Annotated in this window: 9 protein-coding genes; 1 reads left to right on the forward strand and 8 read right to left on the reverse strand. The window is 47.7% G+C overall.

Annotation, left to right across the window (positions count from 1 at the left end; genetic code table 11):
- From F1593_RS17975 to F1593_RS17985, 3 genes are all read right to left on the reverse strand, one after another.
- A partial coding sequence (locus F1593_RS17975; protein WP_172632218.1) for a transposase occupies positions 1-194 on the reverse strand: 194 nt, incomplete at its 3' end.
- 466 nt (positions 195-660) lie between these two features.
- Complete coding sequence (locus F1593_RS29865; RefSeq protein WP_149402949.1) at positions 661-1041, reverse strand: GNAT family N-acetyltransferase; 381 nt, start codon at positions 1039-1041, stop codon at positions 661-663.
- Between the two features lie 163 nt (positions 1042-1204).
- Complete coding sequence (locus F1593_RS17985; RefSeq protein ID WP_149402950.1) at positions 1205-1579, reverse strand: nuclear transport factor 2 family protein; 375 nt, start codon at positions 1577-1579, stop codon at positions 1205-1207.
- A 462-nt stretch (positions 1580-2041) separates the two neighbouring features.
- Between F1593_RS17985 and F1593_RS17990 the strand changes: the two genes are divergently transcribed.
- Entirely contained in the window at positions 2042-3151 is a 1110-nt protein-coding gene (locus F1593_RS17990; protein WP_149402951.1) for a phosphotransferase, read from the forward strand.
- Between the two features lie 231 nt (positions 3152-3382).
- On the opposite strand, the gene F1593_RS17995 is transcribed toward F1593_RS17990, so the two are convergent.
- The 5 genes from F1593_RS17995 to F1593_RS18015 form a co-directional block, all read right to left on the reverse strand.
- A complete protein-coding gene (locus F1593_RS17995) occupies positions 3383-5713 on the reverse strand; it encodes a penicillin acylase family protein (RefSeq protein ID WP_172632220.1) in 2331 nt (776 codons plus the stop codon).
- Positions 5714-5888: 175 nt separating this feature from the next.
- Positions 5889-6971 carry a class I SAM-dependent methyltransferase gene (locus F1593_RS18000; protein WP_149402953.1) on the reverse strand — a complete coding sequence of 361 codons (1083 nt, stop codon included), beginning with the start codon at positions 6969-6971 and terminating at the stop codon, positions 5889-5891.
- A 69-nt stretch (positions 6972-7040) separates the two neighbouring features.
- Positions 7041-8156: a pyridoxal phosphate-dependent aminotransferase gene (locus F1593_RS18005; protein ID WP_172632221.1), complete on the reverse strand. Its 1116-nt coding sequence runs from the start codon at positions 8154-8156 to the stop codon at positions 7041-7043.
- Positions 8157-8434: 278 nt separating this feature from the next.
- Positions 8435-9808, reverse strand: coding sequence for a serine hydroxymethyltransferase (gene glyA, locus F1593_RS18010; RefSeq protein WP_149402955.1), 1374 nt, complete (start codon positions 9806-9808; stop codon positions 8435-8437).
- Positions 9809-9966: 158 nt separating this feature from the next.
- Complete coding sequence (locus tag F1593_RS18015) at positions 9967-12828, reverse strand: non-ribosomal peptide synthetase (protein ID WP_172632222.1); 2862 nt, start codon at positions 12826-12828, stop codon at positions 9967-9969.
- Between the last annotated feature and the right edge of the window lie 40 nt (positions 12829-12868).

The following is a 12868-nucleotide window of genomic DNA, read 5'->3' on the forward strand; positions in this document are numbered from 1 at the left end:
AGCAAGGCGAACAAGGTGGCTTCGTTGCTCTGAGGTGTTTTCCCACGCAATTGTGCCAGTTTGAGAACCTGCTTCATCCGTTTGAAAACGAGCTCGACTTGCCAGCGTGCTCGGTAGAGCTGCGAGATCTGATCAGTGGACCAACTCGTCGTTGGTAAAGAGGTGAAGACAATCAACCATCCAGCCAACAACAAGGTCTTATTGCCTCTCAGGTGCTCCGAGATGTTTTGCATACCGAAGAGCTAGATAGCCTACGAGAAGCAGTGTTACATACGTTCAACCGTGAGAACATGGCTGCCGAAAACGCTCTCCCCATTCCAGAAGAAGCCAGTTTGCTTCTTGGCGAGCATGAGAAGGCTTTGACCTGCCCTGTCTGTGATGCACGCTGCCCGACCTACTTCCACTACTGTTTCAACTGCGGCACCTCTTTCGAACCCTGAGGAGCTACATATATCATGATCTGAAACAAACAGGTACAGCACGTTTGTTTCAGATCATGAGCGAAGAACAGGTGACCAGTGTTTCATCTTTCCGGATTCCTGTCAACGATACCGATCAGAACAGAGCATGTTCTTCGGCTCTACCTCGCGCAAAAAATTCTTGCCGCACCCTCAGCCATGTAACGATGTTGTTGCAAGGGTTGCTAACAGTATGTGTAACCTATGTCGTGAGTCGGTTTCTGCACGTCTCTATATTACCATCCGGGCAAAAATAATCGCCGAGCGGGTAGAAGATAGTGGGTTCTTCCGCAGGCTCGATGATGCAAAATCTGGGCCCAAGCAGTATTTTTTTGCCCGTTGGTTGAAATCCAACGTCGATGTAGAGGCGCTGTGCATGTTCATTTTCTGGATGGACGGTGAGTTGAAGCGCTTGACACTGCGGATAATGGTCTTGGATGAACTGAAGAAAGAGGCGAAGCGCTTCTTTTCCATAGCCTCGCCTCTGATAGTGTGATTTGCCAGCCAGTTTGTCCCCATAGGACAGGATATGGGTCAATGGCGAGTCAGACGGTTTATCGGTCAAAACCGTGTTGTAGTTCATCTGCCAGAAAGAGGTAGTCTCACGTAAGGTGCTACCAGCCGCAAAGTAAAACTGATTAAGAGTACCGCTTTCCCCAGAAAAGCCTGTGTATGCAGCTGAGCAAAGAGTGACTTTTCTAGCAGAAGCACTGCGTTATGAAGAAAACAGATGATATGAGTCGTAATCAAGAGATGATACGTACAGTTCCTGAGATAATTTGCCAGCGCTCATCCTGAAACAGCCATACACGCAGATAGCGGCAGAAAGCCTCAAGAGGTTTTCCCTGTAATCGCACCTTTACATGAACTTTTACTGCAACAATTGCGCTTTCTCCATAGAATTGCATAACTGGTTCTTCGACAAACTCCACTGCTGTCTGAACAACAGCACCAGACGCATGACTTTCGAGATCATCGCGTTTTCCCTGTACATTTCCCTCGGCATCAATAAACACCAGATCATCATGTAGTAATCGTTCAAGGGCTTGCACATCATTGTTCACCATTGCCTGTTGAAGCTGCTTCTCAGCATGCACAATTTCATCAAGGGAGTGGTTCACTTCTCTCTCCTTTCATTCGGGCTAACAACGCTTGTCAGTCCCCTTCTTCAAGGATAGATACTCAAAGTAAAGAAGTAAAGAGGAAACCCATGCTCATAGCATACTTTTACCCATAAGATGTCCCGTTTGACGCATATCTGAGAACACGAGTCCGAAAAACAAAGGAGCGTGCAGAAGCCACAGAAGCCACCCGATCTATTTGGATCGTCGTATAATATGCATACACTTACCTTTGCAGAACACGAAAATTTTCCTAATTCAAGTACATATCTACACACTGGTATTGCCAGGAAAAATAGGAGGAAGGCAAATATATTCCCTTGGTGTCTCAGTCAGCCCAGGGTCGCAGACATGCTCTCTTCGGAGACTGGCTATCGTTCCGATGCTACTGAGAAACCAGTCACTCTTTCGGAAACAGAAGTGTCTCTATGGCAATAAAGAAAACAGTAAGGAGATCATTTGATGTCGGAACTATCCCCCCTTCAGAATGATAGCACGAAACACACTCCGTTCTTTCCCGTCACACACTCACTCCTCTCAACCTCCGCTTTGGTGTCAGAGGTATTAACAGACTACAACATTGGACAACTTATCGCGTGCAGATTGATTGCTCACAACTTGAATGATACCTATCTTGTGATAACGAACGCGGAGAAGTATATTCTCCGCGTTTACCAGGCGCCACGAACTATTGGATGGGCATGGAGATCGGCGTCAGATATCCTCTATGAGATAGATCTTCTTCTCCATCTTGGTCGTAAAGGAATTTCTGTTTCTACACCTCTTGTACGTAAAGATGGAACATTCATCCGCACATTGCAGACCCCCGAGGGTCCCAGACACGTCGTCCTCTTTACATATGCCGAGGGAGAATCATTGACGTTTGGAAACTTGAATGCCACGGTTAGCTCTCTCTACGGACGTGATCTGGCTGACATCCACACAACTACCGACGACTTCACAAGCGCGCATTCTCGCTTTCATCTTGATCTGGAGTTTCTCCTCGATAAGTCCCTTCAGTGTATTCAACCGGTAATTGCACATCGTCCTGATGATTGGGCATACCTCCTCCAACTTACTCATCAACTGAAAGAGCATATTGCAACGTTGCCTGCTGGAGAATTGGATACTGGCCCCTGCCACGGCGATCTCCAAGGAGGAAATGCGAACCTCGCAGGAGAACACAAGCTCACGTTCTTTGACTTTGATGTATGTGGATTTGGCTGGAGGGCATACGATCTCGCTGTATTTTGCTGGGCTGCAGCATTGGGTAAAACTCGTCTGGGAAGGAAGGATGAAGATATTGAAATACTATGGACCTCGTTTCTTAACGGATACCAGGAACGACGGAAGCTTCGTCCAATCAATATACAGGCAATCCCTTTATTTGTCGCGGTGAGACACATCTGGTTTCTCGGTCTACATACCGGGAACTGGGATAATTGGGGATATGGCGAGGTAAACGATCACTTTTTTGATCGAGAGATGGCATTTCTGCGAGACTGGGTTACTCAACGTATTGGCGCTGGCGAAAACACCCTTGCATCCTTGCCGTCATTAGGCTCTCTGTAGAATCTGTGAATGATGCTCACCTGGAAGCAGAATGTATCCTCGCTCACTCAGAAATGCCATCCGGCTCTTCCTTATTATGGATGCACACTTTTCTCTTTGCAGCGTTCGGCTTCAGCTCTGATCTCACAAATCATCTGAAGCCTCGCAGTATCACTTCGGTAGCTACATTCGACCCAATTGCACCATAACATCACAGAATAAACTGTATCCCCCCGTCGAGCGAGCAGATCGCTACCTGGAGGCAATCGTTAATCTGCTCTTCACTGATTTATTGACTTGATCACGGCTCCATAACATAGGATGATACTCTCCACGCAGCCACAGGGGTATCAGATCAGCGTAATGACGACTTCCTGGCTGACCTGATTGACCACCAGGATGAATGCTTATGCTACGATCCCATTGGCAAGGATCACAGATTTGACGGTAGGATGGTCCAACAAAGAGTGGTGCACGAACAAAACGACGCGGAACATACCCCATACAGACGGTATTCACATCGCCACCAGTGGCAAAGGGTCCTCGATTAAAGACTGATTTTAACAGAGGCAAAACACCCAACGTATGACGAAACGTGATGGTATGCTTACGCCCATAGTGCCATCTGCGGATATCACTCCCGTAATCATTTTGCAACTCTTGTAATGTGGCATTCCATGCCTCAAGGATAATAGAGTCCCATGTACGTCCCGCTGGCAACCAGGCATCATCACGTGTATTGAGACGAGTGAGCATGTCAGGTAATGCACGTTGAAGATAGCCCATTCCAGGTCGTCCTCCAGGCCGTATAACAACATTGAGTGGTTCAGCGATTTCACGATAGGCGCTATCCATAAGATTATCACAGAAATACGCATAAACCGTTCCACCAATACTCTTACTGCTCAGTTCTCCATCCCACTTGGAGAGGACATCACGTGCCTGCCTGGCCAGATCCGTTGGAGTTGGCAAGGTAGAGGCGATGCTAGCAAGCTGGAGACCAGGTAAACTCCGCTGGTCCGCATGCATCTTTGCAAAAGAGGTAATGGTATGCTGTGATGATTGCCGAAGCATCTCGTCTATCCGAGCCGCACGATAACCGGGGTCCCACTCTGCATAAAGTGGTTGCGGGAACTTCTCATTCACAATGCGATTGTTCGCGGTGACAATGATATCTCCTTGTGGATCAAGCATAGCCGGAAGCTCTGCAGGGGGAATACTCCCAGTCCATTCATACTCACCAGTCCAACCTGGTACAGGCAACCTTCCATCTCCGAGTTTCCGAATGGGTATGGTCCCACCTAGTCTATACCCGATGTGACCATCGATATCCGCATAGATAAAATTTTGCACGGGCGAGGTCCACATAGCGATGGCTTCTGTGAAGCTCTCCCATCCTTGTGCCCGATTCAGAGCGAGCACTGCGCTACAAATTTGACTCGGCTCCAGTGAAGTCCACTGCAATGACAATACTTGGTCAGCTTTCTCACCTTGCTGCTGGGAACCGGAGATCAGCGACGAGACGATTGGTCCATGCAATGTTTCTCGCACCTCTTCGATAAACGGATCATCTTGACCTTGTACAATAATCTCTTCTCGTACCGTCATTACCTGCCGCCATTCCCCACAAAATTCGTAGCACGTCGGATCATCAGCATCAAATTTCTCAATGTAGAGATCCTGCACATCTGTCTTGCCATTCGTAATACCCCAGGCAATGTGCTCGGTGTGACCGATGATTACTCCCGGAGCACCAGGTATACTAGCACCAGTTACCTGGTAATCCCCCCCAACAAGATGGTTTTCATACCATAGCGAAGGCAGTTGGATAGGAAGATGTGGATCATTAGCCAGTAGCGGCTGCCCAGTGGAGGAATACGATCCTCCAATAACCCAGGCATTACTTCCATTACTGGCATCATAGGAATCAAGCAACGGCATAATATCAGAGAGAGCGGAAACATGTGAACTAACCCCGAAATGATAGTCTCCACGAGAAGGATTTGTCAGCGGATGCCCATCTGGATAATCGGGTTCCAGTTCCGCTGCACGCTGCTCTCCAACAGTAGCGATGATCCGTGTTCGCAAAATTTCGGTGAGCCAGTTTTCGGAAAGATTCAGTGAAAGAATCTTGCCCACAATGAGTATATCTACCTCCTCCCAGCGTCTTGGTTCGAAGCGCAAAAGAGAGAACTCAAGGGGTAATCGACCTTTTCGCTGTGCCATCCAGGCATTTATACCACAGGCATAGGATCTGATTGCATTGTGTGTGTCCTCATCAAGCGTCTCTATCTCTTTTTGCGCAACACGGCTGAGTCCAAGAGTACGAGTAAAACGATCAGCATCCAGCGTACGCGATCCGAAGATTTCCGAAAGTTGGCCATGTCCAATACGCCTCTGAAACTCCATCTGCCAGAGACGGTCTTGAGCATGCACGTAGCCTTGCGCAAAGAATAGATCGTTATTGCTCTTTGCATATATATGTGGTACACCCCAGCGATCACGCAGAATTTCAACTGAAGCATCCAAACCTGGCAACACGAGTTTCCCTGAGACCTTAGGAAGTGCTTGATGTAAAGTCATAATCGCACCAAGACTCGTTACATTCCTTGCTGCATCGAAAAATATACGCATCACTCTATCAACACGCGCAGTAAATGTCATGACGTATCCAATCCCTTCTCTACTTCATAGATACCAGGTTCTCATCGATTCTGAAAGGCACAGTTGCTATCACAAACTGAAAATGGTCTTGTTGTTAGCCTTTCTCTCCATAGGCAAACAACAATTGCCAGTTGACATAGACTGTTTCACCTTCGGTCGTCATGCCCAGAAACTGGTTGATATACCCTTTGACTCGCTCATAATCTGCATGCACCACCATATCTTCTGGTGATAAAACCGATCCTTCACCTAATGCGAACAATTCTCTTACAAACCAGACGGCCTCCGCCTCTGATTTAAAGGTCCATGTCGTTGGAAGGCATGTCACAAGCGTTTTTTTCAGACCGCTTTGCTTCAGAGCTGTTCTCAAATGGTCCTCTCGAAGGAAATGAGCAATATGCCCATCAATAGAGAAGTTGGCGACGATTTCATCGAAAAAGTCAACGGCGATTATTTTGTCTGGCTGTATCTGACCTCGCAATTGTTGATGTTCAATAATGCTAGCAAGAGAAATCGTGTCTACTTCACGGGCAATCAACTGTTCAATATAATGACCAATAAAATACTCAGGCTTTGCATCTCGAATCGCCTTCAAGAACTGTATATCGATGGAGAAATATGTTTGACTATACATTTCCTGCTTTCTCCTATAGTAGCGTTCAATCGGCACAGACAATGAATCATCCGCATTCGATGGCAAATCGGGAACGCCAACATCGATGAGTACCAACTTTCCACCTGGCGCAAGGAGCCTGATCCAACTCTCTATTGTCTGGAACTGGCTCAACTCTGATTCCTGGCTCTGCGCTTTTCCATCCACGATCTCACAAACGTGATGCAGGGCAGCCAGGCATGTAATTGCATCTACTTGCAATGTTTTATCTATCTTCTCGCTGACTTCCCTGAGATCTGCATATACCAGATCAGTATCAGTATGAAGCTTTGTAAGCATTTCTGGGGATTTATCCACTCGGATGACGCGCTTCACCAGATGATCAAGTATATCCGTCAGGTATCCAGTACCTGATGCCAGTTCAACCAGCGTGCTGTCGCGTAACTGCTCTCCATATAAAAGAATGAAAATAGGGAGCAGTTCATTTGCACGAGCATATGGGCACCGTTTAAGCGCTCTATTATACCGCTGGGCTCTTTCTTCTCCAAAGATCTGAATAGTCATTGATGTAAGGGCCTCTCATCTAACTTATATACATTACCTATAATACACAACATGTGACTGCTGATCCGCTTAGAGCAAATCATGATGGTGCGCGATAAACCTCTCTAATCGATTAAAACATTCCGTTATTTCCCATCGCTCCGTAGAGAAACAAAGACGTACATGGTCTTTCCCATCAGGACCAAAGGCATTGCCAGGAATGATCACAACTTTCGCCTCTTTAAGCAACGTTAAGGCAAACTGGAAGGAATCAACTGCAAGTTTCAGACGGGGAAAGATATAAAACGTGCCTTCTGGCTTGTGGTATGCAAAGAGGTTTGGCAGTCTATCGAGATGCTGGCAGATCAGATTTCTTCTCGCTGCTAACTCCTCTTTGAATTCCTGCACACAATCTTGCGGACCTTGCAAAGCCGCTAAAGCCGCTATTTGAGAGATACGTGGAGCACTGACAACTAAAGCATCATGAACTTTTAATATCTCTTGAATCAGCCTTTTCTCCGCATATACATACCCAACACGCCAGCCAGTCATCGCATACTCTTTAGAGAAGCTATAACAACTCACGACCTTCTCTCTCATCTCCGGAATGCGGAATACATTAAAGAGTTTCTGGTCGTCATAGATCAAAGCACGATATGTTTCATCCATGATGAGGTAGAAATTATACTTAAGCGCCAATTCGGCAACGGCTTTGAGCTCTTCCTCGCCAAAGACTCCTCCAGTCGGATTAGAGGGATGGGTAACGATCATGGCTTTCGTTCGAGGGCTCATTGCCCTCTCGATTTGTTGAGCATCAAGCTTCCACCCATTTTCTTCATCCAGATTGACATACACAGGTGTTGCGCCAGCCAGAAGCACCTGAGAGGCATGTGGGCCAAAACCAGGCACCGGGAGAATAATCTCGTCGCCAGGATCGACAATGGCTAACAAAGTAGCAAAGAGAGCCTCCATTGCCCCTACAGTCACGGCAATCTCCTGCTGAGGGTCAATCTTCACCCCTTCCTGGCTTTCTAGCCTGGCGGCTATCGCCTCTCGCAATTCATATAATCCCCTAAGAGGACTATACGTGCCAAGTGAGTCATCATCCACCAGTGCCTTCCGTACGGCTTCTCTGATATGGGTTGGTGTTTTAAAGGAAGGAACTCCCCAGCCAAGTGATACGACATCGTTCATTTCTCCAGCCAAAGATGTGATCTCCAGGATAGGTGAAACTATAGTGCTCCTGGCTCTCAAGCTGATAGCTTGTTCTCTTCGATTTTCTCTAGTTCCCTCAGAAGAAATAGAACCCATAGACAGCTTCTCCTTTTTCACCTGCGTATCAATGTTGTGTTGTTTTCAACCTCGAACTCAGACCATTCAATAGATACCTGCCCTTCGTTACTGCAGATGAATGCTACCTCACATCATTTCGGGATATTGGCACAACACGCTATAAATAGACATCAATTGCTCTCCATTGAATCTTAGGACTCTTCTCGTATGTATGCTGGTGTGGGGGCCAATGGATAACAAGGTATTGGAAAGCGCTGGCATAGTTCTTGTACATCATTTCGCACTCGTTCTTTCACGCCCGCGTCCAACACATACTCGCGTTCGTTCAAAACAGTTAACGACGAGAGAACTGTATCAATCAGTGTAGTGCACTGACCCATCTCGCTGCGCTCCATCCGCCGAAGGGCCAGACTATTCGTACCTATCCGAATTCCACTCATCACTGAGCCCGTTTGTTCGTCCCCTCGAATTCGAGTCTTATTCACGATAATGTTGCATTCCTCAAGCGCACGTTCGGCGACTCCACCTGTCATACCATTGACAAGAATATTGAGAAGAATAAGGTGATTGTCCGTTCCTCCTGTAAATACGGTATATCCCTTCTCGACAAAGTTCTTGGCCATACTTTTTGCATCAGTAACAATTCGACGGGCGACTTCCTTAAATTCGGGCGTCATTACATACGCCAGAGCTCTCGCTTTTGCGGCAATAGCATTCATATTGGGGGCCCCCTGCACTAACGGAAAAATCGATTGCTGAATCGTTTCTGTAAACGTTCGCCTCCCTCCTGGGATAAGACTGTTGTAGTCTTGTCCCAGGAGGATTAATCCTCCTCGTGGTCCGTAGAGTTGTTTGTGGGTACATGTGGTTGTAATATGAGCGTAATCGATCGGGCTAGGATGCTCGCCCACCACGATCAGGCCTGCGATATGGCTGACATCGGCGAGTAGAATAGCACCTACGTCATCAGCAATGCGGCGAAAGCGGCGAAAATCAATCGTTCTCGGATATGCAGTGGCACCACAAATAAGAAGTTTAGGGCGATGCTCTTTTGCCAGGCAATCCACTTCCTCATAATCGATGAATCCTTCCTCGTCAAGTCCATAACTCACCGCGTTGAAATACTGACCGCTTACCGAGGACTTTGCACCATGCGTGAAATGGCCGCCTGCATTAAGACTCATACCTAAAATCGTATCACCTGGCTTGAGTAGACTGAACATAACAGACTGGTTCGCTGAGCTTGCTGAATGCGATTGTACATTGGCATACTGAGCACCAAATGCCTTTTTGGCTCTTTCGATCGCCAGACGCTCTATTTTGTCTACCACCTCGCAACCTGCATGAAGCCTGGCTGCAGGATATCCTTCAGCGGTGACATTACTTGCCACAAAACCTTCACAAGCCAGCACCGACGGATCTACAACGCTCGATGCCGCCACCATTGTAAGAACATTCGTTTGCCGCCGATACTCTTGCTCAAGCAGTTCATACAATGTTGGATCCTCTTGATAGAGTTGTTCAATCCCCTCACGAACAAATTGTGTCAGTATGGTTTTGTCCATCCATATTTCTCCTTGATATGTAGCGATGTATGATCTTGCCGCACAACGCATGCTAGACAACTGTCACGGTGTTGAGGAGCACATGTCTTTCCTCTCTCCTAACATCTGAAAGCACAGATACGCTTGTCTTTTTCCACGTCGAATGACTTTCTTTTTGCTTAGTCAACCTCTGAAAATGTTTCATCGTGCTCAATTGCTGCATCAAGAGTGATACCCAGGCGGTCAGCTAGAACCTGAACCTGCGGAGATGCAAACATCGTATAATGATCCCCTGGAACATCAATAATACGTACCTGACCCTGAACCAACGCACTCCACCCCAACGTGGGATCAGCAGAAAATAACTGCGCCCCTTCTTCAGCACGCAGAAGCGTGATATCTCCTGGATACACTTGAGGGACATAGCCTTCTATGGCTCTCGTGTTGGCTTTGAATACATTCAGACGCTGCTTTATGTGCTGAATGCCAATATCTCGAGGAAACACATTTTGGAGATGGGCCTGCTCTAGCAAAAACTGTAATTGTTCGCTTGCAGGGACATGCAGAACATTTAGATCGGGAAGAGTGAAGTCTTGCCCGAAGACAGCTCCTGCATCTTGAAGGAAATTTACCAGTATACTTGCATCAGTACCTGATTGTCTTATCGTTTGATCAAAATAGGATGCTGCTGAGCTATCGATGAGCACCACACTCGCGACGTCCTGCCCCTGGCGGTACAGTTGCTGACCCATCTCAAAGGCTATAGCACCACCAATCGACCAACCACCCAGAAGGTAGGGGCCGTGAGGCTGGATGGTTCGGATAGCGTCAACATAGTATCTGGCCATCTCAACGAGGTCTGTATACGGCGCTTGCTCACCATCCAGCCCAGCAGCTTGCAACCCATAAAATGGCTGTTCACTGTGGAGATGTCTCGCAAGATTGAGATAGACTAACACACTTCCACCAACTGGATGGACACAGAAAAACGGTGGTCTTGATCCATGGGGTTGAATGCCCACAAGTGGGAATCTTGGGCGAAGATCCGGCTTCTGACGGAGCACGCTTGCCAGACCTTCGATGGTTGCTCGCTGGAAAAGCGTGGTTAAGGGAAGTCGCTGGTTAAACTGCTGCTGGATTCGGGCCAGGAGACGCATGGTCAGAAGAGAATGCCCACCAAGGTCAAAGAAGTTATCAGTGGGACTGATCGGGGAAACATTCAGAATATCTTGCCAGATGTTTACCAGTTGTAACTCCCATTCGTCACGTGGAGCAATTGCGGTCAGTTGAGACGTTATGTGAAGGGACGGTAACGCCTGCCGATCAACTTTACCATTTGGTGTAAGAGGGAAGGCATCCAACACTATGATGATCGATGGCACCATATAGTCCGGCAAGCGCTCCCCAAGGTACCGCTTCAACTCGTCAGGCAAGACATGCTTCTCATCAATTTTGCTCACCACATATGCCACCAGCCGTTTATCTCCCACAACCTCTTCGCGTATCATCACTACAACACCTGAAACGGCTGAATGCTCTTCCAGGATCGCTTCAATCTCGCCCAATTCAATCCGGAATCCGCGCAGCTTGACCTGATGATCGCGCCGACCCAGAAACTCGATCGTGCCATCAGCCAGATAACGTCCCAGATCACCCGTTCGGTATAAACGAGCACCTGGAATCGCGCTGAAGGGATTGGGCATAAACCGCTCGGCGGTCAATGCGGGTTGGTTGAGGTATCCTCGACCCAGTCCTTCGCCGCCAATATAGAGCTCTCCGGTCACCAGGAATGGAACCGGCTGGAATTGCTCATCCAGGATATAGATCTGCGTGTTAGCGATCGGACGCCCTATTGGTACCGTACGTTGGCTATCAGTGTTATTACATGTCCAGAATGTGGCATCGATAGCAGCCTCCGCTGGCCCATATTGGTTATAGAGCTGTGCAGTCTGGCTAGCATAGAAACGTTCTTGTAGATCATCAGTCAACGCCTCTCCACCACATATAACGTGCTTGAGACTTCTACTGCGTTCTAGTTCAGGTTCATCAAGAAACACTCGCAGCATGGAAGGGACAAAATGGAGCGTTGTCACTTGTTGCTCCTGGATCAATTTCACCAGGTAATGACCATCTAGATGGCCTTGCGGCTTGGCGATAACAATACTGCCTCCAACCATTAACGGCCATACCAATTCCCACACCGAAACATCAAAACTCATGGGCGTCTTATGCAAGACTCGGTCAGTACCATCGAGATGATAAGCAGTTTGCCTCCAACAGAGATGATTGATGAGGCCACGATGCGTATTCACGACCCCTTTTGGCCTTCCAGTTGAGCCAGAAGTATAGATGATATATGCGGCATTATCCATCTGTACATCGCTGATATCATTCTCTGCGCTCTCCTGCTCAATGTCAGGCCAATCAGCATCCAGACAGACAACATGTGCAACATCATCAATAGGGAGTTGGTCACGTAGCCGTTCCTGGATCAAGAGGAGTGATACCTGTACATCTGTAAGCATAAAGCGTAGCCGCTCCAACGGGTATGATGGATCAAGCGGCACATATGTTCCTCCGACCTTAAGAATAGCAAGCGCTCCGATGAGCAGCTCTAGCGAACGTTCCATACTGATACCTATACGTATCTCTGGTCCCGCCCCCATGCACTGGAGATAGTGCCCCAATTGATTGACCCGTCGATGTAATTCCTGATATGTTAGTTGGTTTCCCTCAAAGATTGCAGCTACAGAGTCTGGAGTACGCTCAACCTGAGCATGGAAGTATTGAGGAAAACAGATATCCAGAGAAAACTGGTTTTGTTCCTGCGGAACATTCCAGTCTATAAGCAACTGATGACGTTCTTGCTGCTCTAATAAGGGAAGATCTGAGAGCCGTTGCTCGGGATCAGCAAGAATACCCTGAAGCAGGGTGCAAAAATGCTGGATGAAGCGGGAGATGGTGGAAGCATCAAACAGATCGGTGTCGTACTCAAGGGTTCCTTCTAACCTGCTGCCATTTTCCACCATGGATAGTGTCATATCGAACTTCCCAAGAGAGCTTTCTACTAGCATTGGCCCA

The organism is Dictyobacter arantiisoli (genome assembly GCF_008326305.1).
GTDB lineage: Bacteria > Chloroflexota > Ktedonobacteria > Ktedonobacterales > Ktedonobacteraceae > Dictyobacter > Dictyobacter arantiisoli.

Bases quoted from the DNA above. Each gene is read 5' to 3' on its own strand.
- F1593_RS29865 (WP_149402949.1), bottom strand. From the start codon at position 1,041: ATGAACTACAACACGGTTTTGACCGATAAACCGTCTGACTCGCCATTG.
- F1593_RS17990 (WP_149402951.1), top strand. From the start codon at position 2,042: ATGTCGGAACTATCCCCCCTTCAGAATGATAGCACGAAACACACTCCG.
- F1593_RS17995 (WP_172632220.1), bottom strand. From the start codon at position 5,713: ATGACTTTACATCAAGCACTTCCTAAGGTCTCAGGGAAACTCGTGTTG.
- F1593_RS18000 (WP_149402953.1), bottom strand. From the start codon at position 6,971: ATGACTATTCAGATCTTTGGAGAAGAAAGAGCCCAGCGGTATAATAGA.
- glyA (WP_149402955.1), bottom strand. From the start codon at position 9,808: ATGGACAAAACCATACTGACACAATTTGTTCGTGAGGGGATTGAACAA.
- F1593_RS18015 (WP_172632222.1), bottom strand. From the start codon at position 12,828: ATGACACTATCCATGGTGGAAAATGGCAGCAGGTTAGAAGGAACCCTT.